This window comes from Methanosarcina horonobensis HB-1 = JCM 15518 (assembly GCF_000970285.1).
GTDB lineage: Archaea > Halobacteriota > Methanosarcinia > Methanosarcinales > Methanosarcinaceae > Methanosarcina > Methanosarcina horonobensis.
Map to the genome: position 1 here is coordinate 4,841,060 of NZ_CP009516.1, position 25,574 is coordinate 4,866,633.

Below are 25,574 nucleotides of genomic sequence, written 5' to 3' on the forward strand. Positions count from 1 at the left end.
CCATTGATTTTCAGGCATCCGATTAATAACTAGGCCTTAAAGTTCAGAAATACCCTTGATTTGCATAAACTAATTGTTTTCTCAATAAAATAATCTGATATCAAAGAAAAAAAGAATGGACTTTTTATAGAAGTTACGTAAAAGCCAGAGAAAAAAGAGTGGAAAATTTGAAGGAAGAGAGCGTAGAAAAAGGGGACACAGATAGAGCTTTATTGGAGAACATTTCTAGAAATCCGAACTCCGTACAGGACTGTTATGTGAGCTATGATTTTCAGGAAAATGGAAACACGCAAGAAAATGTTGACAGAAAGTTATATGAAAATGTGTCAACTGAAAACCCTATTTCTCTTGAGTTTCCGAGAAAAAAAGATTCCAAGTACAAACTTGAAGTAAAGATAGAGAACAAAGATGAAGCCGTACTGCACAAAAGTGGAGTAGAAATTCATACCAGATCAGAGAAGACTAAGTAAGGGAAGCAAAAACCATACTGTTTAAGTAAATCGGGCATTATATTGAAAATAGGTCAGGTCTAAACGAGAACTCCAAATGTTGCTCAAAATAGAGAAAATATCAGAGTAAAGAAAAATAGAGCTGAAAAAAATCTGACTAATAAAAACTTTATAGGAAACAGTAAAATGTTTGGCAATTCCCTTATTCTTCTGATATTCGGATTTATTTTTTTTCTTTCTTTCATCCTCTGGGCGTGGACCCTTATCGACTGCCTGCGAAAAGAAACTGATAAAGGAAATACACGCCTTACCTGGGTTATAATTATTGTTTTTACATACATTGTAGGAGCTTTTCTTTACTATCTTATAAGGCAGCCTAAAAGAATCAAAGAACTCGGCAGGTAATTCAGAAAGAATTCATGAAATTCTAAAAAATAATTAAGGAAATTCCTGAAAGAACTCAGATATTGCTGAAAGGACTCAAATAATTCCTGAAAACCATTTTTAAACTCTTGAGGAGCTACATTTGAAGGATAGAGTATCAAAAATTGAAAAAGGTGAGAAATCTCCCCTTTAAATCTTTTTAAAACCCTCAAAGCGTTTTGAGATATTCGACAGTATCATTCACGTCTTCATCAGTCATCTTCCACCTGGGCATGGTCAGATCAAGAGGCTCGCCTGCAGGATCTATGCCTTCACGAATTGCTCTTTTGATAGTCTCTTCCGTGTATGGAGGATGCTCTTCTTCAGTGTGGTTTTCGGAAACAAGGCTTTCATACCTGATATCCGTAGGAATCTCAGAACTCATCATTACCGGATAGCCTCCTCTACCATCAGTCCGATGGCAGTCAACGCAGCTCCCTCCATGAACATACAGCCATCGAGGGCCGTACTCAATTTCAATAAGCTTACCGCTTTCGTTAAACCCAGTATAATAAATTAGCTCCCCGTTTGATTCAAAATCACTTATGTTATAGGAAGGAGAGATATTTCCAGGATACATTCCTCTACCGGGATACATTCCTCTACCGGGATACATTCCTCTACCGGGATACACTCCACTACCAGGATATGAGGTCCTGTTTTCCGAATCGACATCAGACTGTCCATAGAAGCCATCCCCGGTGCGGAAAGCTCCCCACATGGCTCCGAACATAAAAATAAGGACAGCTATTCCTGCAATTAATAAAAACAGCAAGATAATCAGGAACGGACTTCTTTTGCTTCCCCCATCTGCCATACTTTAACCCCCTTCAATCAGACCTGATTCAATCAGCAGACTTGGTCCTGTAAAAGTCAACGTAGTCAACATACTGACCCATATCAGCCAGCATATCTTATCCCACAGCCAAAAAATCAGGCTTTTTTATCAATTTTATTTTCTTCTTTTTCCCCTTCTATGCTTTGATATGAATCTGGCTGCTGCAGAAACCAGCGCTACCAGAGCCAGAATCTTTTTCAGACTACGAAATATTCCGAACACTTAAATCACCCCATCTTTAAAGCTCTTGCATTTATGGCTACAATTACGGTACTAAGACTCATGAGAACTGCACCTATGGCAGGGCTCAGTAAAATGCCGTATCCATAAAGTACTCCTGCTGCAAGTGGAATTGCAAACACATTATACCCTGTTGCCCATAGCAGGTTCTGGTACATCTTGGAGTAAGTCTTTCTAGAAAGTTCAATAATATACAGCACGTCTCTCGGGTCGTTTTTAACCAGTACGATATCTGCAGTTTCGATTGCAACATCCGTGCCTGCCCCGATAGCTATTCCCACATCGGCCTGGGCAAGGGCAGGAGCGTCATTGACTCCGTCTCCGACCATTCCGGTAACGTACTGCTTCTGGACTTCCATAACCTTTGCTGCCTTTTCGTGCGGAAGGACTTCTGCAAAGTAGTCATCAAGCTCCAGTTCCCGGGATACCCAGGCAGCAACATAGCGGTTATCTCCCGTAAGCATCAGGCATTTTATACCCATTCCTTTGAGTTTTGAAATTGCTTCTCTTGATTCCTTTCTGACAATATCGGCAAGGGCAAGGGCTCCAATTACTCTATCCTCTTCAAGCAGAAATACAACGGTCTTTCCCTGCGCCTTGATTTCTTCAATTTTCTCGTTTTCAGTTTTCTTATCTTTAAGGTTGATTCCGGCTTCTTCAAGGTAACCCGGACTCACTACAAGGAATTTTTTTCCTTCTATTATCCCTTCTATCCCTTTTCCAGGAATGGAACTGAACTTTTCTACCTGGACTGACTCTATCCCTTTTTCTTTCGCACTTTCCAGAATCCCTTTTGCAATCGGGTGTTCCGAACTGGCTTCAAGGGAAGCTGCAAGACTGAGAATTTTCTCGTAGTCCTCCTTCCCTGAAATAGAAACCACATCAGTTACACCAAACCTGCCTTCGGTTAAGGTACCTGTTTTATCAAAGATGACAGCTTCAAGACTGCGGGCTTTTTCAAACGCCTGCCTGTCCCGGATAAGGAGTCCAGATTTTGCTGCCATGGATGTTGAAACTGCAACCACTAGAGGAATAGCAAGCCCGAGGGCATGCGGGCAGGCGATAACCATTACAGTAACTGCTCTCTCAAGGGCAAAGACAAGCTCCTGCCCGAAAAGAGTCCAGAGGACAAAAGTGAGGGTTCCGACAGTCAGGGCTATGATTGTGAGGTACAGTGCAGCCCTGTTTGCCAGATCCTGGGTTTTTGATTTGCTTTCCTGAGCTGCCCTGACAAGTTCGACGACCTGATTGAGGTAGGTGTCCTTTCCTGTCTTTTTGACCTCCGCGACAAAAGCTGCTTCCCCATTGATAGAGCCGCCTATGACTTCACTTCCCGGATTTTTGGTTACAGGCTTTGACTCCCCTGTGAGCATTGACTCGTTTATGCTGCTTGTCCCTTCTACAACAGTCCCGTCAACAGGTACCTTTTCCCCTGGCTTGACCAGAACCTTATCCCCGATTTTCAGCTGGTCAACAGCTACGTCAACAGTTTCGCCGTTTTTTTTCAGGTGGGCAACCGAGGGCATTATCTTAACCAGCTCTTCAAGAGCTCTTGAAGCTCCCATCACAGAGCGCATCTCAAGCCAGTGCCCTAATAGCATGACATCAATAAGGGTTACCAGTTCCCAGAAGAACACTTCCCCCTGAAGCCCGAAGACCACAGCAGAACTGTAAAAGTAAGCCACACTGATAGCAACGGCTATAAGGGTCATCATTCCGGGAGACTTTTCGGCAAGTTCCTGTTTTATCCCTTTGAGAAAGGGATAGCCACCGTAGAAATAAACGACCGAAGAAATTAAGAAAACGACGAGTTCCGCACCAGGAAAAGTAAACTCAAAACCAAAAAAGTCCTGAATCGTAGGAGAGAGAAGCAAAACCGGGAAAGTCAGTATAAAAGAAACGATAAATCTTCTTCTAAAATCTTCAAGCATATGGGTATGATGGTTCCCGTGGTCTTTTCCACCGGAAGGCTTATGCCCCTCGTGTCCCATTTCTTCATGCTGTTCATGTTTCATTTCTTCATGCTGTTCGTGTTTCATTTCCCCATGCTGTTCATGAATCTCATGGTTCATTTCCTCATGTTGTCCGTAGCCAAGCGATTTCTCTTCGGTACTCATCGTTTGATCTTCCGGATATCTCTCGTGCAGCATATTTTCAGCAGGTTCATGCCTGCTCTCTTCGTGCAACTCATTGGGATTCCCTGATATTTTCCTGCCGGAGTTGCGTTTTTTGTTATAAGGAAGAGGCACATTTATTTGAGTTTCAGAAACATCCGCACTCATCCCCCTTTCTGTAACCTGCATGTCCCAATGCCCCTGATCTTAATTTTATTTAAGATATTATAGTTCCTTAATATTATTTTAAAACAAGGGAATCAAATATCCTGAGTCAAGAAAAAAGTGGAGATTTTATGTTTACTCTGGCAAATTATATAAATAACAATCAGTTAAAAATACTTAAATATGCTTCCGCCATATATCTTAAGGGGCAGCAGCATGTCTGGGCAACAAAAGGAAATTGAGTGCGAATTATTTGAAATATATAGTAAGAATCTGGATCGATTTTTTTCACTGGTAAAACTTATATTTTTAATATTTGGAGTTTATATTTTAACGCTAACTAATGTATATGGTAAACTCGACATACAGACATTCGACAGTGTGCAAACTATTTCGATTTATTCTCTGTTTGCGTGCTTACTATTCATCGGCATAGCAACTGTTTTTCCATTTTCACAGCTGGTGCTGCCAAAGGAATGTAAGTTCAAACTAACGGACAGCTCGATTGAATTTAGAGAAGAAGAGGAACTTAAAATATACAATAAAAGGCTATTTTTAGTAGTTCAGAAGCAAGAGAATTATTATATAACTTCATTTTTGCTGGTTTTGCTTTCTATTATTTTCTTCTGCGGCCACTTTGCACCGTTTGCAATTTGTATTTCCATTCCCGTTTTTATAATTTCCGTTTTTTACTATCTTACATTTTCCGAATGGATTAAAAAAGAAAATAAAGATACTAAAACTGTACAGCATCATGAAGGGTAGATTCCAAGTTTATTTCACTTCAGTAATGCACACATATAGCAGAGTTTGCCCCATGTTCCTTAACTCATCAAGCAATCTCCTCACACTGTCTTTCAATAATTAGTCGATCCGATTGCACTTAAGTATCCTCAGCGTGTATACTGCATCATGGTGTGAGCTCATGGATTCTTGTGGACTTTGAGAGCTAGCCCGAATAATATATTGATAATAAAGCCTAATGAGCAGTAACAGACAAAAATAGTTTTATGGTTCTGGTAGACTGCCAGCCTTCAATGTTTAAAATCATCGGCTCAGGAGATAAGAGCCTGATCATGAATGCTGTTGTTGGAGCGGCAAAAGCCGCAAATATCCTGGGAGTCCCTGTCGTTTTGTCGTCTATTAATCCTGAAGCGATGGGACAGTTTATTCCGGAAATTAGCAAGATGTTCCCGAATCAGGAAGTAATTGCACGGGAGGTTCCGAGTTTTGATGCTTTTGAAGACGAAAAAACCCTGAAAGCTGCTAAGAAGCTGGATAGAAAAAAATGGTTATTTCAGGCCTGTGGACCAGCATGTGTTTTGCATATACTGCTCTGCATGCCTTAAAGGAAGGGTATGAGGTTTACGGACTAATTGATGCCGCAGGTGACTCAACTCCTGATGCGCATAAATACGGAGTCAAAAGAATGTTACAGGCAGGAGTCATTCCGATTACTACCGAATTACTTGTCTCTGAATGGATGCACAACTGGAATAATCCAAAGGCAGGAGAGCTGATAAAAGAAATTTATTCAAAATACGGAGCAATGGTTGGGTTTAAATAATTTACAGGACTTACGAAACTGCACTAAACTTGGTTCTCAATGTTTGCATGAAAAAAATTAAAAAAATAGGGAAAGATGAGATATTTGCTGATTTAATTGGTTTTTCTATAAAACCAGTTAAATTAGCTTTAAGAAACCGAAATAAACAAGTAAAGATTTACCAGGTAGTTAAGTTTGAATTAATGAAGATTAATTACTCCAGAGTTCGTTTTTAAGAGATTTCTGTAGAACTTAAAAGTTATATATACACCTGGTTTCTTTAATGACTCTACCAGTACTATCTTTTTCTAAGAATCTCATGATTTCTTTATCGTGAGAAATCATTGTCTTACAGTACGGGCATGGTTCTGCGTTTTTGTACGTTATAGCGCGCTTAAATGTTTCTGCATCTTCAAATTGAGCAATTTTTGAGCTGAACCACTTTCTACAACTTGGACACCTAACTTCACAGACTTTTATCTCGCTCATTTTTCCATCATCTTTACGTTTAATTTCACATTATATGAAGTATTCTCGAACTTATATATAAAGTAACATGGCAAAAATTAGTCTTATTATGACACTAAAAGGATAGAGTCTCCCAATATTTTTTTGCAGATTCACAAAATAAATAGCTGTTCTAGAATATCGTCTAACTATCAAAGAAAAAGGAAGGTTAAATAGAGTATAGAAAAAAAATCAAAAAAATTAAAGAGAAAAGTAAAACAGAATAAAGAGAAAATCAATAGAACCTAAACATTTTCATCGGTTTAATTTTTTAATAGTTAGTTTTTAGATGAAATGTATGCTTAAAAAACAGAAGAATACACCTGTATAAAATAATTAATCAAGTAAAGTTTTTACATATTCTTTACTTTTTCTTTGCAGTGTTAATTCCAAGAATAGCATAGGGAGTGCAGTGTCTTAGAATTGAGCTGTAGAGACCCGTAAAAGCTATCAGGGCAACAATCCATTTCCAGGGTGACCTTTTCACCAGGCCTGTTGCCAGAGCAAGAGTTGCGAGTGTTCCGTACATAGTTCTGAACAGGAGATCAAAGCCTCCTACATTTTCTTCCAGAAGCAATTTTTTAAGATTCATTGGACAAAATCCCCTTATAAGCCCTCTTACATACTTATAGACCCCACAATATATAGTGTTATCCTGTTTGTATTCTATGTGTTTCCATTTGTTATTCTGTTTGTCAAATAAATCCCATATGACATATACAAAAACCCTCTGTGAAAAGATCCGTAATCCCGAAAAATCACAAAATATATAACAAGAGATGGGAGGTTTCTAACTATGCCCGAGATAAAAATTGACAGATCTCTTTCATACATCGAAGGCACGCAGCGCGTGTATGATGAAGCAGCAACCCTTGAAAACACAAAAGACCAGATAAAAAAGATAGGTGTCACCCGAATCGCAGACATTACAAACCTGGACAGGCTCGGAATTCCGATCTTTTCGGCGATCCGCCCAAGTGCCGCTCCGGGAGCGATCAGTATCTATTCAGGCAAAGGCTCAACAGAACAGAGAGCGAGAATTTCGGCAATAATGGAGAGTTTTGAACGCTGCCTGGCAGAAAGGCCAGGTTTGAACGCAAATATTGCAGGCGACATTTCTGCCCCGGCTCTTGTCGAATCTTACTTAAATGCAAGTGAAAACTACACTGCACTTGACCCCCATGACCTGCTTTTGTCCCAGCCGTATAACCCTAGCTCCCTTCTGGAATGGGTAGAAGCATACGATTTGCTGAACAGAGAAGAAGTTTTCGTGAGCGCAAATGCTGTATACCATCCCTATGACAGCCCGGGTCAGTGCCAGAAACTTTTCCTGAGCAATACAAACGGGCTGGCTTCGGGAAATGTGCTTGAGGAAGCTATCCTGCACGGGCTGCTTGAGGTCATAGAAAGAGATGCGATCAGCACGGCTCAATTCACCCGGAACCTTGGAAAAGAGATCGTGCTGACTGAAGAAGACGGATATGTGTATGAGCTTGCCCGAAAGTTCAAAGATGCCGGAATAGGTCTCAAAATCTGGCTTGTCCCGACTGACACAGGGATCCCTACAATAATTGCGGCAACTGATGATGTAAAATTGAAAGATCCGGCTCTTCTGGTCATGGGGGCAGGCTCCCACCTGAAACCTGAGATCGCGGTTGCGAGAGCAATAACCGAAGCTGCACAGTCAAGGGTTGTCCAGATTCAGGGAGCAAGGGAAGATACGGATAGGGAGGGCTTTATCCGAAGTGTAGGATATGAGCGCATGAAGCGCATGAACTGGTTCTGGTTCGAAGAAGGAGAAAAGATTTCCCTTTCCGAAGTTCAGGATCTTTCTAAAAACAGCCCTGCAGAAAACATCGGCGTGATTCTTGAAAAGTTGAAGGGCCTTGCCGAAAGAGTGCTTGTAATTGATCTCTCAAGAGAAGAAGTTGCAGTACCTGTGGTCAGAGTGATCATCTCGGGATTTGAACTTTTCACAATCGACCGCGACCGCACAGGAAAAAGAATCAAAGCCGGGAAGAAAAGGGAGATTTCCAGGGACAGAAACGATAAACCATGGAAAAGAAGATGACGTCGTAAAAAAGAAAATGAAGCCGTGGAAAAGAAAATGAAAGCAAAGGCAGTCATTTTTACAGGAAACAGCATAAGCCACGAAGATGCAAAAAAAATCCTCATGGCAGATTACCAGCCTCCTGTACGCAGATTCCAGCTTGAAAAATTTGTTCGGCAGGGGTATGAGGTCATGGGAATTATAGATGGAATTTTCTTTGACCGGGCTGCAGTAGGGCACAGGGAAATTATTTCCGCCCTGAACGCAGGAGTAAAAGTAGTTGGCGGCGCCAGCATGGGAGCTCTCAGAGCTTCTGAACTTGACACACACGGCATGATCGGTGTTGGAAAGGTCTATGAGTGGTACAGGGACGGCATGATCGAGTCTGATGATGAGGTAGCAGTAAGCACCAACCCTGATACCTTTGAGCCTATTTCCGTGCCTCTGATAAACATGCGAGAAACCCTTAAAGCAGCTCTGGCTGCCGGGCTTGTAAACGAAAAAGAGCACGAGGATCTTCTGGAGCTCTCAATCAATACTTACTACCCTGACAGGAGCTATCTCGGACTTACAAAGGAAGGGGTAAAAAAAGGGCTGATACCGGAAGAAAAAAGAAAGAGACTGCTTGATTTTTGCATTAATAGTGAAGTCGACATAAAAAGACAGGATGCGGTTCTTGTGCTTGAAACCGTAAAAAAACTCATTGAAGAAAGAAATTATTGAAGAGGCCTGTTATTTAAGGTCTCCTCAAATTAACAGCTGTTCAGGGTTTAAGACAAATTTTTAACTTTTAAGGCATAGTTTCATCTTTTGAGATAAAATCTTACATCTTTTTCAGCGCCTTATTATGTACAGTCTGATAATGTACAGGCTTACAAGAAGGACAATGAAATTGTATACAGCCGTGAAAATCGGAGTATACTGATATTCGAACCAGATATTGATTACTCGGTTAATGGAGAAATAGAGCTGGAAGGTTGCCACAAGCAGGAGCAGCATGGCAATCACAAAAACTCCTTTTTTGAAATTTTCCCCGAGATCTGGCACTTTTGCCCCTTTTGTCTCTGATCTGAACTCTTCTGTTTCACTCATCCAAACCGCCTCCTTAGAACTGCTGCGGAACATAGCAGGATTGCTGCCAGGAACAGGCTGAATCCCGGAGTACCAGTTTCTTCGGCATACTCCTCTTCAGAAGCCATTTCATTTTGATCAACAATTTCGAATTCGCTCGTCTGAATCTTTTTGGTTTCCGATGCAGTCTTATCTTTAATCTCTACTTCCGGGCTGAGCTGGATGTAGCCCTCTCCGCGCCTCACAATAGTATCATTGTTCCAGACCAGCACTTCGACAACATAGTTATACTGGTCAGGCATTGTCAGGTTAACACTCCGGATGACTGTTGCTTCGGGTTTGATTTCTCCTGTCTGGATCCAGACCTTATCTGCAAGAAGCCCTGCATCCATCTCCCGGACCTTGACAAGGGTACGAAAATCAGAGCTGGTTTTCCTGCCCTCGTTTGTCATATAAATATCACTCTCAATGAGGACTTTCCCGTCTTCTACTTTCTTTACCCTGAAATCCATTTCGGAAATTTCAAGTCCTACATCCTGCACATCGGCAGGCAGAAAATCCAGGTTGTATACATTGATTTCTCCGCTACCCTTCTGGATATTCTCTTCAAAGAGAACGGAGCGTATATTGTAACCTCCGGTCTTGGGCAGGCTCAGGCTCTGGCTTACTGCTTTTGTTTCCTCTTTTTTCAGTTTCCCGAGCTCTGTTTTCTCCTGTACTTCGAGCAGCCCGCTCTCCCTGCTGTAAACCTTCAGAAGAAGAGAGGTATTTTTCTCTGTATCTCCATAGGATTTTTCTATGTATGTCGTGACATTGAGATCTACAAAAGAAGCCCCCGCATGGTCTGCTGAAATATCCATATCCTTGATGTTGTAGTAGCTTTCCTCTTCAAAACTCCGGACGCAGCCGCTTCCTGAAGTAAAAAGGAGGATAATGAACATAAAAAATAATATTTGGGTTGGTTTTATCCTCTGTTTTACCAAAGTCGGTCCTCCTCTTTATTAACTGTATTAAGGAGTATATGCTTTTTGTCTTTATGGACGGCTTTTCCTTTATCCTGGAGTTATTGGATTAAGATTATTAATATCAACAGTCAAATATTCAGATTAAGATTAGAATTCAGAATATCGGATCATAGAAAGTAATATTTATAGAAAAATTCTGCTTGCAATCGATGGCTCCGACAGCACCAGAAAAGCTGCAGATGCTGCGATATGCGATAGAACTCGCTCACCCGAGTGAAGCAAGAATTTACGCTGTATACGTTATCATAGATCAATTTATTCTTCGGTTCCTGAAAATCTGGAGTGAGAAGAGACAATGTACGACAGGTTCAGAGAACTTTCGGAAGAAGCAGTTTCTTACGTGGAAAAAACTACAAAAAATGCTGATTTGCATGCGAAATCTATTCTTTTTGAAAATTTCCTGAAAAAGAAGTTGCTGGTTTCGCAGAAAAGAAAGGAATATGTATATGATTGCAGGCTCTCCTGGAAAAAGCCGAAATTGATCGGTTCCTGCTTGGAGGAATTACGGAGAAAGTCATAAGGCAAGCAAAAGACGAAGTTCCGATTGTGCGCGCACTCTGCCCTTAAAGAAATCTAAATTCTGGATCATTTCCTGTTCATCGGGCTTCCGCAACGCTCACACTTTACCTGGATGCATGGAACTCCTGGTTGGTGTGGAGTTTCAAACCCGCACTGCAAACAGATGCAGGATCCACCTGGACCACCGGAAGCGTTTGCGTTCCTGCTCCTGCATCGTTCTTTGTCTTCGTTTTTCCTGCTTATCCCTGGGCCCTGACCTGCAGGACCGGTACCGTCTCCTCCTGGCATTTGTAAGTGTCTCCTCAGTAAGCTGACTTTTTCATTTAAAATCTGCACATGGATTTATATACATGTATCGACTTCCGAGAGGCAACTACCTGAAAGCAGGCTAAAAACGATTCTGGTCAGGTTTTAATTCATGCAGTCTGAAAAGCACCCAAAAATGTCAAGCAATCTGGAATTCAATATCGTAAAAAAAGGCTTCGATTGGCTTTCCATCCAGAAAATTGAGTCCGTAAAAGAACTTGCAAGTACAGTATCGGCTCATGCTATATGGGGACTCCCGAATCCATATATTACTCAATTGATCCGTAAAAAAGAAGGCGATTCATGGAACTCTTCAATAAGGGACACGGCAAGAGCCTGTTCAGCCCTTTCGGCTGAAGGGATCATACTCAGGGCACCGGAAAAGTGGCTGCTTTCCAGGAAAAAAGAAGGCTCATGGAACGAAGATGTTTACGATACTGCCTATAGTCTTGGAACTCTTGCAGATATGGAAGTTTCTGACAGGGAAGGGTGTAATTGGCTATACGAAAATTATGGTCCCGCTTGGGAACAGGTCGGCACCACTTCCCTCATAATCTCAGCCCTGAAAAAACAGGACAATCTGACAGAAAGCAGGGATTTTGAAGAATTTATCCGTCAAAGGGTTGAATGGATCCTTTCAAAAAGAAGAAAGGATGGAGGCTGGGAGCATATTTCCACAAGCAACCTGGTAATCCAGGCTCTCATCATTACAGGTTTCAAAAAGGAAGTTGAAGTTTCTGTTAAATGGTTGCTCGGAAAAGCCCATGAAAGCGGGGCCTGGGGAAACAAAGAAGACGATGTAAACGCAACTGCTCTAACTCTGAGCACACTAGGGATATATGAACGGTCCTGAGCAGAAAAATCTGGTCTGGAAAGCTTGCTTTATCTCTCTATCCGTATACTTTTTATTCCGGTATTTTCGCCTATCGCTCTCCTCCGAAATTTATATCTAATTTCTTTTTTTCAGGCTTTTACCACTACCTCTTTACAGGAAATCATTTTTCCAAAAACTATAAATAAGAACCCGGATTTGATCAGGTTTTCACCAATAAACATATATATTAAATAATATTATTTTATCTTATCAATTAAGATATCTATACAAAAAAAAACAACCTAGAGAATTTTTTATTCTATTTTGTCAAGGAGGAAACCTGATCATGTAGATCGAATGGACTCTAAATCCGTTCAGCCGGGTTAGATTCCCGGGGTTTCCGCCACGTTTCTGAATCCCGGAATGGCACTTGCATAACATTCCACTGAGATCCTTTATAGAATCAGGAAAGGTTTTCCAGAGTCTGTAAACTGTTTCTGTCTCCTGGGATATCCATCTCTTTTCCGGGTAGCTGTCAGCAATTGCTGACTCCACGCTTATGTTCTGTAAGTCGGGGTTCTGAATACTGTTCTTGGAAACTATCCGGGTTTTAGTTCACCGAGGGGTAACACTATGGATAAAAAACCACTAGACACTCTGATATCTGCAACCGGGCTCTGGATGTCCAGGACCGGAACAATTCATAAAATCAAGCACCACGAAGTCTCTCGAAGCAAGATATATATTGAAATGGCATGCGGAGATAGGCTTGTTGTAAACAACTCCAGGAGCAGCAGGACCGCAAGAGCGCTCAGGCACCACAAATACAAAAAGACCTGTAAACGCTGCAGGGTTTCGGACGAGGATATCAATAATTTCCTCACAAAGGCAAACGAAGCTCAGACGAGCGTAAAAGTCAAAGTAGTATCTGCTCCCACCAGAACTAAAAAAGCCATGCCAAAATCCGTTGCAAGAGCCCTAAAGCCTCTTGAAAATACAGCACCGGCACAGACTCTATCTCCAGAGTCTCAGGTTGCACCTGCATTATCAAAGGGAATGGCAAGCCCTGAGACCTCTGCATCCCCTGTTCAGGCGAGCACTCCTCCACTTACAAAGAGTCAGATTGACAGGCTTGAAGGACTGTTAAGTCCGAAGGATGAAATTTCCCTTGATTGCGGAAAGCCTTTCAGGGAACTGGAGTCCGAATTGCTCTCCCGGAGAAAAAAAGACATGCAGCAAATCTATGCAAAAGAACGGGAGAACTACCTGGGAAAACTCGAACGCGAAATTACAAAATTTTTTGTGGACAGGGGCTTTCTGGAAATCAAGTCCCCGATTCTGATTCCTGTGGAGTACATCGAAAGGATGGGCATTGACAGCGACAAAGAGCTTTCAAAGCAGATCTTCAGGGTAGATAAGAACTTCTGCTTAAGGCCCATGCTTGCCCCGAATCTTTACAACTACCTGCGCAAGCTCGATAGAGCTCTGCCTGACCCGATAAAGATCTTCGAGATCGGTCCCTGCTACAGGAAGGAATCCGACGGCAAAGAGCACCTGGAAGAATTTACCATGCTGAACTTCTGCCAGATGGGATCGGGCTGCACGCGGGAAAACCTTGAGAGTATAATCACGGACTTCCTGAACCACCTGGGAATTGACTTTGAGATCGTGGGTGATTCCTGTATGGTCTATGGGGATACCCTTGATGTCATGCACGGCGACCTTGAACTATCCTCTGCAGTTGTGGGTCCCATACCCCTTGACAGAGAATGGGGAATTGATAAGCCCTGGATAGGGGCAGGTTTCGGGCTTGAACGCCTGCTGAAGGTTATGCACGACTTCAAGAATATCAAGCGAGCCGCAAGATCCGAATCCTATTATAACGGGATTTCCACCAACCTGTGATTCGTGGCTTCCGTAAAAAAAGCGTCGGAAAACTCCTGAAACATCAGGAAAAGGAATCAGAACAGCAAAAATGGCGATAAATGACAGATTAACTGAAGATAAATGAAGGCCGTAAACCCGGAAACTTAAAATGGCAAACGAGTCAGGGAAGGTCTGTTATGAAAGAAATCTGAAAGGAAGGCTGTAAGGATGGAAAAAACTGAAAATCTATGAGAGGGTGAAATTTTGATCCAAAAAATGGCAACCGAGGAACTTGATAAGCTCGGAGAGAAAATCATTGAAGGCTTCGAATTGTCTGACGATGACCTCAGGTCTCTTCTCTCCCTTGAATCCGAAGAAGAACTGGAAAAGCTTTACTACGTAGCTCGAAGGGTCAGAGACCACTATTTCGGCAACAAAGTATTTCTGAACTGCTTCATCTATTTTTCAACTCATTGTAAAAATCAGTGCGCGTTTTGTTACTACAACTGTAAAAATGAGATCAATCGCTATCGTCTGACCGGGGAAGAGGTCAAAGAGATGTGCAAAGCCCTGAAAGGAGCAGGCTTTCATATGATCGACCTGACAATGGGGGAGGATCCTTATTACTATGATGATCCGGACCGCTTTGTTGAGCTTATCCGGATAGTAAAGGAAGAACTCGGGCTTCCAATAATGATTTCTCCGGGAGTGATAGATAACAACACCCTTCTTAAAGCCAGGGAAGAAGGGGCAAATTTCTTCGCCCTTTACCAGGAGACCTATGACCGCGAACTTTACGAAAAACTCAGGGTAGGACAATCCTTCGAAGGACGGTTTAACGCCCGCAGGTTTGCAAAAGAACAGGGGTACTGCGTGGAAGACGGAATTCTTACCGGCGTAGGAAACAATATCGAATCAACCATTATTTCTCTCAGGGGAATGAAATCAAACAACCCCGATATGGTAAGAGTTATGACCTTCCTGCCCCAGAAAGGTACTCCACTTGAGGATTTCAGGGATAGTTCAAAGCTTTCGGAACTGAAGATTATAGCAATTATCAGGCTCATGTTCCCTAAATGCCTTATCCCGGCTTCCCTTGACCTTGAAGGTATTGACGGTATGGTGCACCGCTTAAACGCCGGAGCAAATATCGTAACCTCTATTCTCCCTTCCGATTCCCGGTTAGAAGGAGTTGCCAATTACGACCGCGGCATGGAAGAGCGGGACAGGGATATTACAAGCGTTGTCAAAAGGCTGAAGGTCATGGGAATGGAACCTGCATCACAGACTGAATTTGAGAAAATCCTGGGGTGCTAGCCTGAAAACGATATGTCTTATAGGTGGGAAACTCCAGGGCTTCGAGGCTGCATATCTCTCTAAAAAAGCCGGAATGAAAGTGCTTGTAATAGACAGAAACCCGCAGGCTCTTATCAGAAACTATGCCGATGAGTTCCGATGTTTTGATGTAATAAAAGAGCCGGAAAAACTCCTCGAGATCTCAAAAAGTGTTGATGCCGTACTGCCGGTAAACGAAAACCTTGAGTGCATCGAGTTTTTGAGTACCATAAAAGAAAAATTCTCCTGCCCGATACTCTTCGATTTCGAAGCTTACTGGATTAGCAGGGACAAGAGAAAATCAAAAGAATACTTTGCGTCCATAGGAATCCCGACCCCCCAGGACAAACCATCCGAACCGCCTTATTTTGTAAAACCTCCCTGCGAAAGCAGTAGTGTGGGAGCAAGAATCATATACGACAGGGAAGAGCTGGAAAAACTTGAGCCTGGAATGCTGATCGAAGAATATGTGGAAGGGGAAGTGGTCTCCCTTGAAGTCATAGGAGATGGAAACCATTTTGCTGTGGTAAAGGAAACCCTTGTACATATCGACGAAACTTATGACTGCCATATGGTAACCCCGCTTCCTTTTGATCCTTCCTTCAGAGAGATATCTTATTCCCTTGCATCTAACCTGCCCTTAAAAGGAATAATGGACGTAGAAGCAATTTCCGGTACCAAGGGGCTGAAGGTTATCGAAATCGACGCCCGCTTCCCGAGCCAGACCCCGACTGCAGTCTATTATTCTTCCGGGGTTAATCTCATAGAACTTCTGTTCCGCGCCTTTACAGAAGGTATCGAGGAGATCAAAACTCTTCCAGAAGACAGGTACTGCATTTACGAACATCTCATGCTTGCAGAAAATGGAAACCTGATCCCTGTAGGCGAGCAGGTACTTTCAATGGGAAATGATTACGGCAGTTATTATGAAGAGCCCGGCATCGAGATTTTCCTGTGTAAAGGAGAAGACCCTGTATTCACCCTGGTTTTCTGGGGCAAAGACAGGGAAGAAGCCGAGGCTAAAAAGAGTAAAGGGCTCTCAATTCTAAAAGAACGCTTTGGAGCTGCTGTCTAAAGCAGAAAAATTTTAAACTTTTTAAAATGGAAAATAGAGGTAAAAAAATGGCACTTTTAACCCCAGAAGATCTTGAAAACATTAACAAGCAGCTTCAAGAGGCTGATTCCTCCGTCAGGAAAGTTACAGGGCTCGATATAAAAGGAATCTGTAAAGACTTCTACGGCACAACCCCATGCTGTGAGAAAGTAGGTATCGTACCTGTGACTTCGGGAAACGGGATTATAGGTAGCTTCTCGGCTTCCCTGCATGCAATTACCGGGTATTTCGGGTTTGACAGTTTCGTTACGGATATGCCTGATGTTAGCGGGTACTACGAGGCAGTGAGAAATGGAGCCCAAATAATCCTTATGGCAGATGACAATACTTTCCTTGCCCACAACCTGAAAAACGGAAAAATAGCAAACAACCAGCCCTGCACAGGAATAATCTATGCTGAAATAGCTTCCAGACACCTGAAAGCGGACTCAAAAGATGTTCTTGCCGTTGGCCTTGGTAAAGTAGGCTTTCCGGGAGCGGCACACTTCGTACATAAAGGATTCAGAGTTTATGGATACGATGCGGATAAAGCCCTTCTCGAAAAGACTGTTTCCAGTCTTGGAATCATTCCTTTTGATCCTGACAACCACAGTGACAATTTCAGAAAATTCTCCATTATTTTCGAGGCGACTCCCTGTGCGAATACAATTCCAGAATCTGTGATTTCGGAAAATTGTGTGATCTCTACACCGGGAATCCCCTGTGCAATTTCAAAGGAGTTGCAAAAGAAATATGGGGTCGAACTGATAATGGAACCCCTTGGCATAGGGACGGCATCCATGCTGTATTCCGTACTCTGAATAGAAAAGAAAACTCTGAGTCGAATGAATCAAAGGAAACACGCAGATTATATATACATAAGGCAGGGGGCAAGCTGCCCTCCTTGCCAGAAAAATCAGCAGTGCAAAAAAGGCAGCGCGAAAAAAACATCAAATCAGGATAGAAAATTAGTTCTTCACTGATCAGATAGTTCGTCTTGTTCAATATATCTATCCTTAGCTTCCTGGATTACCCTGATTGCTACTTCGAGATCTCTCCAGCCGTGAACCACCACGTTTTTGCGTTCTAAATTTTTATAAGTTTCAAAGAAGTGTGTAATTTCCTTTAATAAATGAGGAGGAACCTGTTCGATTGTCTCAATAAAATTCCATAGCGGATCCCTTTTTGGGACACAGAGTATTTTTTCATCTCTTCCTTTATCATCTTCCATATCAAGTAATGCAACTGGATGTACATCTATTACACATCCCGGAAACGTAGGCTCCCACATCAATACCATAGCATCTAAAGGGTCACCGTCAAGCGCGAGGGTATCCGGGAAAAAACCGTAATCACAGGGGTATACAATTGAAGAAAAAAGCATTCTGTCGAATTTAATGGCTTTCTTTTCCTTATCGTACTCATACTTATTCCGACTTCCTTGAGGAATTTCAATAAGTACACATTCAACTTGTCTTTCAGTCATATCAACACTTCCTATATTGACTCATCCCAAACCGATTAACTTCGTCATTGTTGCTAAACTTTTCGTTTAAAAGATCATTAAAGATTTCCTACTCATATCTATCTACATAGACAGTGATAAAATATATAAATTGTTAATATGGAGCCACAGACTTCAGGCAAATTCACAAAATAAACTGCACATTTAATAAAAATATAAGTTAAATGAAAAAGAAATAGTGGAACGATCCTCGGATTTTGATATGAGGATGTTCCCTGAAAAAAATTTATTTTGCTTTGATTTTGAGTTTTGTAACATCAATTGCATCTTCAGGGCAGACGCTAACACACCGGCGGCAGCTTGTACCCAGGCATTTCTGGCTGTCGTATTTTGCGACCCTTCTACCATCATCAGTTTCGATAATTTCGAGAGCATCTTCAGGACATTCTTCTACACACTTCTGGCAGTAGATGCATTTCTCCACAGGGACTTCAAGGATTATGCCTATTTCTTTCAGGATGGCAAGCCCTCCGGGTCCTACTTTCTCTATGTCCTTGCTGACCCGTTTTTCTATGTCAGCGTGTTCGAGAGTTTTCGGAAGTCTGGGCAGACCATAGAGGTCAAGCATCTGGTCATACATTTCGAGCGGCATACCCTGGGTCCAGTAGGAAAGTTCGCAGAGGTAGAAGTTGTTAAAAGTCTCACTGGTTGCCATCATCAGGTGGTCGGCAGTAATCTTTTTTGCAACCTCGATTACATCATTCAGCCTGGATCTGTTCAGTACAAGTTCCCGTGCAAGGGCAAGGGAGGTGTTTCCGAACTGAACTACTTTTTTTGCATAACCCGGAGCGGCGCCGAGCCTGCGGGCGTCTTCAGCGTCCACATAAGCTCCTGAGGCTCCCGACATGTATGCGTATTCAAGTTGTTCGTATTTAATCCCGGATTCCACTATGAGAGTCAGGTGAGCAGCACGAATCGCACCTATCGCTTTTCCTGCTTCTTCGACATCTGTCTCAGTAATTTCAATTCCGGGGCCCAGAATCAGTTTTCCATTTGGGAGTTTTGGAGGCTTTTCAATCAACCCACTTCTCAGAGCAAGGGCAAAAGCCGAAATTACTCCTGTCCCTGTAATGCCTGCAGCCTCACACCCGTTTACTTCTTTCATTTCGCCGGTTACAGGGTTAATAAAGTAAGCGTCCTGCTTTTCCATCTCCCTATCGAGCACCATAATTCTCCAGTATTCGCCCGCAGACTTTACATCACAGATTGCCCCTGGGCTTGCAAGCATACCCGAACTTATGCCCTGCCCTTCGATAGCAGGACCTGCAGCAGCACTTGCCGTTATTATCCGGTCACCGACTTTGAGAGCCATTTCTGCATTTGTCCCGTAATCGGTCACAAGAGCAGGTTCTGTCTGGACAAGGAAATCGGTTTCGAGCATCATGGCAAGGGCATCAGCCCCGATCTCGTGTTTGATTGCCGGAGGTACGATTATTTCACAGTTAGGAAGGTAGTCCCCGAAAAGCTCTGAGGCTGGAAATACACGAGCATCTCTTTTTACGTTCTGGACCCCGAGCATTTTCTGCTTGTTTTCCCCGGCATATGCGAGGTCCCTTATTTCGATATTCTGGAAAAGAGAAAGCTGGATAGGGTTTCCGCAGACTGCAAGCCTTTCTACTTTCGAAAGGTCTGCATCGAATTTAAGGAACATCCTCCTGATGGTCTCGATAATTACGCCGTGAGCCACATCCTCTCCTGTCGTTATTGCAAAGTCCAGGTGGTCCATAACATTTCCTCCTGGCAGGGGGTGGCCCATGGTTATTACTGTTTTTAAGGTTTCGTTTGTTTCAAGGTCGATAAGCTGGGCTCTAAAACCGCTGGTACCCAGGTCAAGTGCAATTCCGTACATTTTTTAGATCCTCCAGAAGTATCATTATCGAGGAGTCCCGGCACCATAGACTACTATGGAAACGAGTAATATGAAGAGTTTATGTTCCAGACACGGAGAGGAGACAATATTATTAGATATGAATTATGTAAAATAGAACTTATGAATTATATAAATTATTATTGGTAGAGTATCTGGCTATTTCAATTCTTCAAGTGAATTATTTCTTACAAATGTAACTTGCCATAAATCCGTCATATTTAATATATTCGATATAAAAACCCACACCTGTGAGCAGGCCCTCCATAACCCAATCCAGTGTTGAAAATTCTTCTTTTATGTGGATTTCCGTTTCTTCAGCAATTTTATCTCCAGTAGATTTTTTCAGATCAGTTATAATTTTAGCGAAATAGCTATCATAATTCTGAATAGAAGAAGGAAATACGACATCGTGTAAATAGAATTTTCCTTCTTCCTTTAACATTCCGTAAATTCTCCTCAAAGCTATCATTTTCCAATAGTCAGGAAGGTGGTGTAAAGCTAGCTGAGTGACAATTACATCAAACAACTCATCGTGATTTTCATATGTTAGAAACCCAGCATTATAAAATTGTATATTTGTTTTATTCTGACTTTCAGCCTTACTTCTTGCAAAGTTTATCATCATTTTCGAAACATCGATAGCTATAACCTGTTTACAGTGCGCCGAGATATTAAGGGCCAGTTCTCCTGTTCCTGTCCCAATTTCAAGAACTACATCACTTCTCTTTATTTTTATGAGTTCTCGGATGCGTTCAGATTCATTTTTAATATCTCTCAAGTTCTGCATACGTAAATCATAAGTTTTTACTTCGTCGATATTTGTATAATCGATTCCAGATTGTTTGAATTCATCATAATACCATCTTGGATATTGGCGCATATAAACTCCTCCGATCGGGAAAAGAGAAAACGACAGGTATGCTGGTTACTGCTTGAACCATATGATAAATACCGGTAAAGCAGGCTGATCGAAAAATATTAATATTTAAAAAAATCTACACCCAAACTGTATGCCTTTTCAAGATTTAACCTTTTCACAGAATCCTTTGTTTACCATTCCACACAGGATAAATAAAAACCATTGCATCCGATCTATGTATCTTTTCCTGTTCCGCTTTTACATCATCTGGAACCGGAGGCAATGCTTCCCTGCTCATTTCACGAATATACTGCTCAGGATCTAACTTACACTTAAAGTTAATAGAGTAAAGGTCCCCGATTTCAAAGGTATGACCTGATTCTTTCAAATCTTTTAAAAAATGAATGTAAATTTCCGTATCTAAAAACTATATATTCAAAAAATTAGATTGAAGACAGTACAAAATAAGGAATACAATACTTAAAAGTCAGAGAATAAAGTATCATACAAAGTCTAAAGTCCGGTAGAAGTTATTTCATTGCTAATAATTAATTTTACGAATGTTAAATTGTGCACGGAATTGCTGCGGTTGCCATTGGTTCAAAGTAACTGGCTTTCTTCAACCGAAGACGTAAACCCTCAGATATTTTAAGTTTTCTGCCCCGACACCATAAATAAAACAATTTTACTTGTTTTAAGAGAATTTTCAGCCGTTTCCGACTGATTAATTAATAAATTTTTATAATAAAATCTTTAATTAAGGAATAATAATACATATTTATTTATAGTATGGGTTTTTGAATTTAGGGCTGTCTATAGAACTTAGAGAGGGATTATAGATGACAGAATACACACCAAAAGAAAGATTATACCGTGCATTGAGGAAACAGCCAGTAGACAGAATGCCTGCTGTTTGTTTCACGCAGACTGCAACTGTCGAACAGATGGAAGCCTCCGGAGCTTACTGGCCTGAAGCCCATGCAGACGCAGAAAAAATGGCAACACTTGCGGAAGCTGGACACACAGTAATTGGCTTTGAGGCAGTTAGAGTTCCTTTTGACATAACGGCTGAAGCCGAACTTTTTGGCTGCGGAATAAAGGCTGGCGACCTGAAGCAGCAGCCGTCCGTGATAAAGCACAGCGTTAAGAACCTGGAAGATATGGACAAGATCAAGAACTACAACCTGAATGAAGGTAGAGTAGGCTTAATCCTTGAAGCTGTGAAGATCCTTTCCGAGAAATACGGAAAAGAACTCCCAGTCATAGGGTCTATGATCGGCCCCTTCTCCCTTGCACAGCACATCAACGGAGATGCCTGGTTCGGGAACCTTTTCACAGGTGAAGACATTGTCCCTGCACTTCTTGATTTCTGCTCGGATTTCAACGTAGCATACGCAAAAGCAATGGTTGAGAATGGAGCAGACACAATAGCAATTATTGACCCAACAGCAAGCTATGAGCTTATCGGCGGGGAATTCTACGAGAAATATGCCCTTCCATACCAGAAAAAGATCGTTGACGCTATGAAGGAGCTCGATGTAGGCACAGTTCTCCACATATGCGGAAATACAACCAACGGACTTTCAATTATGGACAAGACAGGCGTGAACGGCATAAGTGTGGACCAGAGAGTAGACATCAAAACCGCAACAGGCAATGTGGAAAATGCGATTATTATCGGAAACCTTGACCCTGTAGCCGTACTCTGGAATGGGACACCTGAAGACGTTGAAGAAGCTTCAAAGAAAATACTCGACGCTGGCGTAGGACTGCTTTCCCCAGGATGCGGAATTGTAAGCATGACACCTAACGCCAATCTCCAGAAAATGGTTGAGTGCGCTAAGAACTACAAGTATTGAGCACTGTATTTGATAAGTGTTGCAGGTCTTAAGACCTTTGAACTGCCGGCTTGAAGCCGGTTTATTTTTTAGTTTCACCTTTTCTATAATTTGCCTTAACCCGGCCTGAAAAAAGATTATATTTTGTATTCTCAGCCATTGAGTTTTTCCGCAAAACAAAACCTGTCATGCCCCAGTTCATGGGGCCCTGGGATAGGAATAATATATAAAGTTTTCCTTTGAAGCAAAATATCATTAACTAATACTTAAAAAGCCAGAGACGCCCGATATTGAAGTCGATTCTAAAATTCGCAAATTCATCATATATATAATTTTCTCTTTCTGGTGTTGAAGTGAGTTTTTCAGGAAAGAATAGCTAGAAAAATTCAGATATCAGGCGCTACAATCTGAAAAATCATCATTGAGAATTTTTCTATTACAATATATAATAAAGAAGTATAGTGTTCGTTTATATACTATAATTTCCATCTTTATTTCAGGAATTGTGTCTGAATATTCGGGACAATTCCAGGCAGTTCCAGCAGTTATACTGTTGGGAAATTTGGGTTACGAGTGCTAGTTCGACTGGGAAATGAATTTGCAGTCTCCAGCAAAATTCCCAGGTAGAAATGTCAGGAGAAAAGAAATTATTCACAAAAAATCCGAAACTCGGATAAGAATGGCAAATGGCAGTGAATAATTTCAGTTATAGGCAAGAAGAATACTGCGAAGGCATCCTCCACGCCTAATGGCCAAATAAAAGGCGCAGGGATTGCAGCATAAGTAAAGAACCCCATGCAAACGCTTTTTTTACCTAGCGGAGCTTGGGCTTGTATCCGGTGCAACTTTGCAAGATCCTTTACCTATTGAACCCCTATACACACTCTACTGCCCAACAATACTGCACAGGAAAGCCAGTTTCGACGGAAATGGAGGTTTAATAAAAATGGCAAACCAAGAGATTTTTGATAAATTGACCAACGCGATTGTAACTCAGAATATCGCAGGATCTGCACAGTTAGCCCAGGAAGCCCTGGATGCAGGAATTCCACCTCTTGACATTATCACAAAGGGCCTTTCCCCAGGAATGAAGATTATCGGTGACAAGTTCGAAGCTGCTGAGGTTTTTCTGCCTCAGATCATGATGTCCGCAAAAGCCATGGAATCTGCAATGAAAATCCTGACTCCCGAACTTGAGAAGACCAAGGTAGAAGGAGAAGAAGGAACAGGGCTTGCAATCACCTTTGTTGCAGAAGGAGACATTCACGATATAGGACACCGCCTTGTTACAACCATGCTCGGAGCAAATGGGTTTGAGATCCTTGATCTAGGAACCGATGTCCTTAACGAAACTGTTGTAGAAGAGGCTACAAAGCACAAAGGGCAGAAGGTCATCCTTGTCGGTTCAGCCCTTATGACCACCTCCATGCTCGGTCAGAAAGACCTCATGGACAGGCTCAGGGAAGAAAACCTCAGGGACAGCGTAAAATGCATGTTCGGAGGAGCTCCGGTATCCGGCAAGTGGATTGATGAGATCGGTGCGGACGCAACCGCAGAAAACGCTGCAGAAGCTGCAAAAGTTGCACTCAATATCATGAAATAATCCTGGGAGGCAAAAGCACATGACATTCAGGAAATCATTTGACTGCTATGACTTCTACGACAGGGCAAAAGTAGGAGAGAAGTGCACCCAGGATGACTGGGACCTTATGAGAATCCCAATGAAGGCAATGGAGCTCAAGCAGAAATACGGGCTTGACTTCAAAGGAGAGTTTGTCCCAACAGACAAAGACATGATGGAGAAACTCTTCCAGGCAGGATTTGAAATGCTCCTTGAGTGCGGTATTTACTGTACTGACACCCACAGGATAGTAAAGTACACTGAAGACGAAATCTGGGATGCAATCAACAACGTGCAGAAGGAATTCACCCTCGGTACAGGCAGGGACGCAGTAAACGTAAGGAAGAGAAGCGTAGGCGACAAGAGGAAGCCAATTGTGCAGGGCGGTCCTACAGGATCCCCGATTTCCGAAGAAGTCTTCATGCCTGTTCACATGAGCTATGCTCTTGAAAGGGAAGTTGACACAATCGTAGACGGTGTAATGACTTCAGTTCGCGGAAAAGCTCCTGTGCCAGGAAGCCCCTATGAAGTTCTTGCAGCAAAGACAGAAACCCGCCTTATTAAGCAGGCATGCGCTATGGCAGGCCGCCCAGGAATGGGCATATAGGGCCCAGAGACTTCCCTGTCCGCTCAGGGAAATATATCCTCTGACTGCTATGGCGGCCAGATCTCTTCAGACAGCCACGAAGTCTCTCAACTCAACGAGCTCAAGATCGACCTTGACGCAATTGCAGTAATTGCCCATTATAAAGGGAACAGCGACATTATCATGGACGAACAGATGCCGATCTTCGGAGGTTATGCAGGCGGCATTGAAGAAACAACAATTGTCGATGTTGCAACCCACATTAACGCTTTTGTAATGAGCAGTGCAAGCTGGCACCTTGATGGGCCTGTCCACATCCGCTGGGGATCAACCAACACAAGGGAAACCCTCACTATTGCAGGCTGGGCATGTGCAACAATCTCAGAATTTACTGACATGCTCTCAGGAAACCAGTACTACCCATGTGCAGGACCATGTACAGAAATGTGTCTCCTTGAGGCTTCAGCCCAGTCCATAACTGACACGGCATCAGGAAGAGAAATTCTCTCTGGTGTTGCTTCTGCAAAGGGTGTCGTAACTGACAAGACAACAGGTATGGAAGCCAGAATGATGGGAGAAGTGGCAAGAGCAACTGCAGGTGTCGAAATCTCGGAGATTAACAGAATCCTCGACAAGCTTGTTGCACTCTATGAGAAGAACTATGCAAGTGCACCGGCAGGAAAGACTTTCCAGGAATGCTACGACGTAAAGACAATTACCCCAACTGACGAATACATGCAGGTCTATGACGGAGCAAGAAAGAAGCTCGAAGACCTTGGACTTGTATTCTAAACCGAAAATTCTGAGCCTGAAATTATATTGACGGACAGAAGCCAGCGAACTCTCGCTGGCTAATTTTTTTGAGGAATTTCAGGCGAAACGATTATAAATATATATTGCGAATTATACGGGAA

At 42.3% G+C, this 25,574-nt stretch carries 28 protein-coding genes and 1 pseudogene; 17 read left to right on the top strand and 12 right to left on the bottom strand.

Annotated elements, in window-relative coordinates; translation table 11 throughout:
- Nucleotides 1-158 precede the first annotated feature (158 nt).
- Nucleotides 159-470, top strand: coding sequence for a hypothetical protein (locus tag MSHOH_RS21045; protein WP_048142670.1), 312 nt, complete (start codon nucleotides 159-161; stop codon nucleotides 468-470).
- Between the two features lie 165 nt (nucleotides 471-635).
- A complete protein-coding gene (locus MSHOH_RS21050) occupies nucleotides 636-854 on the top strand; it encodes a PLDc N-terminal domain-containing protein (RefSeq protein ID WP_048142672.1) in 219 nt (72 codons plus the stop codon).
- A 187-nt stretch (nucleotides 855-1,041) separates the two neighbouring features.
- Here MSHOH_RS21050 and MSHOH_RS21055 read toward each other — a convergent pair whose 3' ends face one another.
- Both MSHOH_RS21055 and MSHOH_RS21060 read right to left on the bottom strand, forming a co-directional pair.
- Complete coding sequence (locus tag MSHOH_RS21055) at nucleotides 1,042-1,689, bottom strand: c-type cytochrome (RefSeq protein WP_239451088.1); 648 nt, start codon at nucleotides 1,687-1,689, stop codon at nucleotides 1,042-1,044.
- A gap of 248 nt (nucleotides 1,690-1,937) precedes the next feature.
- Entirely contained in the window at nucleotides 1,938-4,100 is a 2,163-nt protein-coding gene (locus tag MSHOH_RS21060) for a heavy metal translocating P-type ATPase (protein ID WP_082089521.1), read from the bottom strand.
- A 345-nt stretch (nucleotides 4,101-4,445) separates the two neighbouring features.
- On the opposite strand from MSHOH_RS21060, the gene MSHOH_RS21065 reads away from it, so the two are divergent.
- The 4 genes from MSHOH_RS21065 to MSHOH_RS24450 all read left to right on the top strand — a co-directional run bounded on the left by MSHOH_RS21065 (nucleotide 4,446) and on the right by MSHOH_RS24450 (nucleotide 6,011).
- Nucleotides 4,446-4,994 carry a hypothetical protein gene (locus MSHOH_RS21065; RefSeq protein ID WP_048142673.1) on the top strand — a complete coding sequence of 183 codons (549 nt, stop codon included), beginning with the start codon at nucleotides 4,446-4,448 and terminating at the stop codon, nucleotides 4,992-4,994.
- A gap of 245 nt (nucleotides 4,995-5,239) precedes the next feature.
- Nucleotides 5,240-5,578 (top strand): cysteine hydrolase family protein, encoded by a 339-nt coding sequence (locus MSHOH_RS24885; RefSeq protein WP_204245363.1) that lies wholly within the window; start codon nucleotides 5,240-5,242, stop codon nucleotides 5,576-5,578.
- Nucleotides 5,545-5,796, top strand: a complete 252-nt coding sequence (locus MSHOH_RS24890) for an isochorismatase family protein (protein WP_204245364.1) — start codon at nucleotides 5,545-5,547, stop codon at nucleotides 5,794-5,796. Before MSHOH_RS24885 ends, MSHOH_RS24890 begins: the two co-directional genes overlap by 34 nt.
- Before the next feature lie 47 nt (nucleotides 5,797-5,843).
- Nucleotides 5,844-6,011, top strand: a complete 168-nt coding sequence (locus MSHOH_RS24450; protein WP_162197672.1) for a hypothetical protein — start codon at nucleotides 5,844-5,846, stop codon at nucleotides 6,009-6,011.
- Nucleotides 6,012-6,027: 16 nt separating this feature from the next.
- Here the strand turns inward: MSHOH_RS24450 and MSHOH_RS23290 are convergent, their stop codons facing one another.
- The gene (locus tag MSHOH_RS23290; RefSeq protein ID WP_082089448.1) at nucleotides 6,028-6,264 is read right to left on the bottom strand and encodes a hypothetical protein; all 237 of its coding nucleotides are present in this window, start codon (nucleotides 6,262-6,264) and stop codon (nucleotides 6,028-6,030) included.
- 382 nt (nucleotides 6,265-6,646) lie between these two features.
- On the bottom strand, nucleotides 6,647-6,874 hold the full coding sequence (locus MSHOH_RS21080) for a YgaP family membrane protein (protein ID WP_048142676.1): 228 nt from the start codon (nucleotides 6,872-6,874) through the stop codon (nucleotides 6,647-6,649).
- Between the two features lie 204 nt (nucleotides 6,875-7,078).
- Between MSHOH_RS21080 and MSHOH_RS21085 the strand changes: the two genes are divergently transcribed.
- The gene (locus tag MSHOH_RS21085; protein ID WP_048142678.1) at nucleotides 7,079-8,353 is read left to right on the top strand and encodes a YcaO-related McrA-glycine thioamidation protein; all 1,275 of its coding nucleotides are present in this window, start codon (nucleotides 7,079-7,081) and stop codon (nucleotides 8,351-8,353) included.
- Between the two features lie 36 nt (nucleotides 8,354-8,389).
- Nucleotides 8,390-9,055 (top strand): TfuA-related McrA-glycine thioamidation protein, encoded by a 666-nt coding sequence (locus MSHOH_RS21090; protein ID WP_239451090.1) that lies wholly within the window; start codon nucleotides 8,390-8,392, stop codon nucleotides 9,053-9,055.
- A 111-nt stretch (nucleotides 9,056-9,166) separates the two neighbouring features.
- Here MSHOH_RS21090 and MSHOH_RS21095 read toward each other — a convergent pair whose 3' ends face one another.
- On the bottom strand, nucleotides 9,167-9,424 hold the full coding sequence (locus MSHOH_RS21095) for a hypothetical protein (RefSeq protein WP_048142682.1): 258 nt from the start codon (nucleotides 9,422-9,424) through the stop codon (nucleotides 9,167-9,169).
- Complete coding sequence (locus tag MSHOH_RS21100; RefSeq protein ID WP_048142683.1) at nucleotides 9,421-10,344, bottom strand: DUF7490 domain-containing protein; 924 nt, start codon at nucleotides 10,342-10,344, stop codon at nucleotides 9,421-9,423. The genes MSHOH_RS21095 and MSHOH_RS21100 overlap by 4 nt, the downstream gene beginning before the upstream one ends.
- A 379-nt stretch (nucleotides 10,345-10,723) precedes the next feature.
- Between MSHOH_RS21100 and MSHOH_RS21105 the strand changes: the two genes are divergently transcribed.
- Entirely contained in the window at nucleotides 10,724-10,948 is a 225-nt protein-coding gene (locus MSHOH_RS21105; RefSeq protein WP_048142685.1) for a hypothetical protein, read from the top strand.
- Nucleotides 10,949-11,013: 65 nt separating this feature from the next.
- Here MSHOH_RS21105 and MSHOH_RS21110 read toward each other — a convergent pair whose 3' ends face one another.
- Nucleotides 11,014-11,235, bottom strand: a complete 222-nt coding sequence (locus MSHOH_RS21110) for a DUF5320 domain-containing protein (protein WP_048142687.1) — start codon at nucleotides 11,233-11,235, stop codon at nucleotides 11,014-11,016.
- A 130-nt stretch (nucleotides 11,236-11,365) separates the two neighbouring features.
- On the opposite strand from MSHOH_RS21110, the gene MSHOH_RS21115 reads away from it, so the two are divergent.
- Nucleotides 11,366-12,106 (top strand): prenyltransferase/squalene oxidase repeat-containing protein, encoded by a 741-nt coding sequence (locus tag MSHOH_RS21115; RefSeq protein WP_048142690.1) that lies wholly within the window; start codon nucleotides 11,366-11,368, stop codon nucleotides 12,104-12,106.
- Between the two features lie 288 nt (nucleotides 12,107-12,394).
- On the opposite strand, the gene MSHOH_RS21120 is transcribed toward MSHOH_RS21115, so the two are convergent.
- Nucleotides 12,395-12,622: a hypothetical protein gene (locus tag MSHOH_RS21120; protein ID WP_048142692.1), complete on the bottom strand. Its 228-nt coding sequence runs from the start codon at nucleotides 12,620-12,622 to the stop codon at nucleotides 12,395-12,397.
- A gap of 78 nt (nucleotides 12,623-12,700) precedes the next feature.
- On the opposite strand from MSHOH_RS21120, the gene pylS reads away from it, so the two are divergent.
- From pylS to pylD, 4 genes are all read left to right on the top strand, one after another.
- Nucleotides 12,701-13,972 carry a pyrrolysine--tRNA(Pyl) ligase gene (pylS, locus tag MSHOH_RS21125; RefSeq protein ID WP_048142694.1) on the top strand — a complete coding sequence of 424 codons (1,272 nt, stop codon included), beginning with the start codon at nucleotides 12,701-12,703 and terminating at the stop codon, nucleotides 13,970-13,972.
- Nucleotides 13,973-14,197: 225 nt separating this feature from the next.
- Nucleotides 14,198-15,250, top strand: a complete 1,053-nt coding sequence (gene pylB, locus MSHOH_RS21130; RefSeq protein WP_048142696.1) for a methylornithine synthase PylB — start codon at nucleotides 14,198-14,200, stop codon at nucleotides 15,248-15,250.
- The gene (gene pylC, locus MSHOH_RS21135) at nucleotides 15,228-16,343 is read left to right on the top strand and encodes a 3-methylornithine--L-lysine ligase PylC (RefSeq protein WP_048142698.1); all 1,116 of its coding nucleotides are present in this window, start codon (nucleotides 15,228-15,230) and stop codon (nucleotides 16,341-16,343) included. Before pylB ends, pylC begins: the two co-directional genes overlap by 23 nt.
- A 47-nt stretch (nucleotides 16,344-16,390) precedes the next feature.
- Nucleotides 16,391-17,182, top strand: coding sequence for a 3-methylornithyl-N6-L-lysine dehydrogenase PylD (gene pylD / locus MSHOH_RS21140; RefSeq protein ID WP_048142700.1), 792 nt, complete (start codon nucleotides 16,391-16,393; stop codon nucleotides 17,180-17,182).
- A 155-nt stretch (nucleotides 17,183-17,337) separates the two neighbouring features.
- Here pylD and MSHOH_RS21145 read toward each other — a convergent pair whose 3' ends face one another.
- The 4 genes from MSHOH_RS21145 to MSHOH_RS21160 all read right to left on the bottom strand — a co-directional run bounded on the left by MSHOH_RS21145 (nucleotide 17,338) and on the right by MSHOH_RS21160 (nucleotide 21,027).
- Entirely contained in the window at nucleotides 17,338-17,847 is a 510-nt protein-coding gene (locus MSHOH_RS21145) for an inorganic diphosphatase (protein WP_048142702.1), read from the bottom strand.
- Between the two features lie 265 nt (nucleotides 17,848-18,112).
- On the bottom strand, nucleotides 18,113-19,735 hold the full coding sequence (locus MSHOH_RS21150; RefSeq protein ID WP_048142704.1) for a methylamine methyltransferase corrinoid protein reductive activase: 1,623 nt from the start codon (nucleotides 19,733-19,735) through the stop codon (nucleotides 18,113-18,115).
- Between the two features lie 199 nt (nucleotides 19,736-19,934).
- On the bottom strand, nucleotides 19,935-20,636 hold the full coding sequence (locus MSHOH_RS21155) for a class I SAM-dependent methyltransferase (protein WP_048142706.1): 702 nt from the start codon (nucleotides 20,634-20,636) through the stop codon (nucleotides 19,935-19,937).
- A 154-nt stretch (nucleotides 20,637-20,790) separates the two neighbouring features.
- On the bottom strand, nucleotides 20,791-21,027 hold the full coding sequence (locus tag MSHOH_RS21160; protein WP_082089449.1) for an NAD(P)H-dependent oxidoreductase: 237 nt from the start codon (nucleotides 21,025-21,027) through the stop codon (nucleotides 20,791-20,793).
- Nucleotides 21,028-21,454: 427 nt separating this feature from the next.
- Between MSHOH_RS21160 and mtbA the strand changes: the two genes are divergently transcribed.
- The 3 genes and pseudogenes from mtbA (at nucleotide 21,455) to MSHOH_RS24145 (ending at nucleotide 25,452) form a co-directional block, all read left to right on the top strand.
- A complete protein-coding gene (gene mtbA, locus MSHOH_RS21165) occupies nucleotides 21,455-22,474 on the top strand; it encodes a methylcobamide:CoM methyltransferase MtbA (RefSeq protein WP_048142710.1) in 1,020 nt (339 codons plus the stop codon).
- A 925-nt stretch (nucleotides 22,475-23,399) separates the two neighbouring features.
- Nucleotides 23,400-24,056 carry a methyltransferase cognate corrinoid protein gene (locus MSHOH_RS21170; RefSeq protein ID WP_048142712.1) on the top strand — a complete coding sequence of 219 codons (657 nt, stop codon included), beginning with the start codon at nucleotides 23,400-23,402 and terminating at the stop codon, nucleotides 24,054-24,056.
- Between the two features lie 19 nt (nucleotides 24,057-24,075).
- Nucleotides 24,076-25,452, top strand: a pseudogene (locus tag MSHOH_RS24145) (monomethylamine:corrinoid methyltransferase).
- Nucleotides 25,453-25,574 lie beyond the last annotated feature (122 nt).

Bases quoted from the DNA above. Each gene is read 5' to 3' on its own strand.
- MSHOH_RS21050 (WP_048142672.1), top strand. From the start codon at position 636: ATGTTTGGCAATTCCCTTATTCTTCTGATATTCGGATTTATTTTTTTT.
- MSHOH_RS21055 (WP_239451088.1), bottom strand. From the start codon at position 1,689: ATGGCAGATGGGGGAAGCAAAAGAAGTCCGTTCCTGATTATCTTGCTG.
- MSHOH_RS21060 (WP_082089521.1), bottom strand. From the start codon at position 4,100: ATGCTGCACGAGAGATATCCGGAAGATCAAACGATGAGTACCGAAGAG.
- MSHOH_RS21065 (WP_048142673.1), top strand. From the start codon at position 4,446: ATGTCTGGGCAACAAAAGGAAATTGAGTGCGAATTATTTGAAATATAT.
- MSHOH_RS24885 (WP_204245363.1), top strand. From the start codon at position 5,240: ATGGTTCTGGTAGACTGCCAGCCTTCAATGTTTAAAATCATCGGCTCA.
- MSHOH_RS24890 (WP_204245364.1), top strand. From the start codon at position 5,545: ATGTGTTTTGCATATACTGCTCTGCATGCCTTAAAGGAAGGGTATGAG.
- MSHOH_RS24450 (WP_162197672.1), top strand. From the start codon at position 5,844: ATGAAAAAAATTAAAAAAATAGGGAAAGATGAGATATTTGCTGATTTA.
- MSHOH_RS23290 (WP_082089448.1), bottom strand. From the start codon at position 6,264: ATGAGCGAGATAAAAGTCTGTGAAGTTAGGTGTCCAAGTTGTAGAAAG.
- MSHOH_RS21080 (WP_048142676.1), bottom strand. From the start codon at position 6,874: ATGAATCTTAAAAAATTGCTTCTGGAAGAAAATGTAGGAGGCTTTGAT.
- MSHOH_RS21085 (WP_048142678.1), top strand. From the start codon at position 7,079: ATGCCCGAGATAAAAATTGACAGATCTCTTTCATACATCGAAGGCACG.
- MSHOH_RS21090 (WP_239451090.1), top strand. From the start codon at position 8,390: ATGAAAGCAAAGGCAGTCATTTTTACAGGAAACAGCATAAGCCACGAA.
- MSHOH_RS21095 (WP_048142682.1), bottom strand. From the start codon at position 9,424: ATGAGTGAAACAGAAGAGTTCAGATCAGAGACAAAAGGGGCAAAAGTG.
- MSHOH_RS21100 (WP_048142683.1), bottom strand. From the start codon at position 10,344: ATGTTCATTATCCTCCTTTTTACTTCAGGAAGCGGCTGCGTCCGGAGT.
- MSHOH_RS21105 (WP_048142685.1), top strand. From the start codon at position 10,724: ATGTACGACAGGTTCAGAGAACTTTCGGAAGAAGCAGTTTCTTACGTG.
- MSHOH_RS21110 (WP_048142687.1), bottom strand. From the start codon at position 11,235: ATGCCAGGAGGAGACGGTACCGGTCCTGCAGGTCAGGGCCCAGGGATA.
- MSHOH_RS21115 (WP_048142690.1), top strand. From the start codon at position 11,366: ATGCAGTCTGAAAAGCACCCAAAAATGTCAAGCAATCTGGAATTCAAT.
- pylS (WP_048142694.1), top strand. From the start codon at position 12,701: ATGGATAAAAAACCACTAGACACTCTGATATCTGCAACCGGGCTCTGG.
- pylD (WP_048142700.1), top strand. From the start codon at position 16,391: ATGGCACTTTTAACCCCAGAAGATCTTGAAAACATTAACAAGCAGCTT.
- MSHOH_RS21145 (WP_048142702.1), bottom strand. From the start codon at position 17,847: ATGACTGAAAGACAAGTTGAATGTGTACTTATTGAAATTCCTCAAGGA.
- MSHOH_RS21150 (WP_048142704.1), bottom strand. From the start codon at position 19,735: ATGTACGGAATTGCACTTGACCTGGGTACCAGCGGTTTTAGAGCCCAG.
- MSHOH_RS21155 (WP_048142706.1), bottom strand. From the start codon at position 20,636: ATGCGCCAATATCCAAGATGGTATTATGATGAATTCAAACAATCTGGA.
- mtbA (WP_048142710.1), top strand. From the start codon at position 21,455: ATGACAGAATACACACCAAAAGAAAGATTATACCGTGCATTGAGGAAA.
- MSHOH_RS21170 (WP_048142712.1), top strand. From the start codon at position 23,400: ATGGCAAACCAAGAGATTTTTGATAAATTGACCAACGCGATTGTAACT.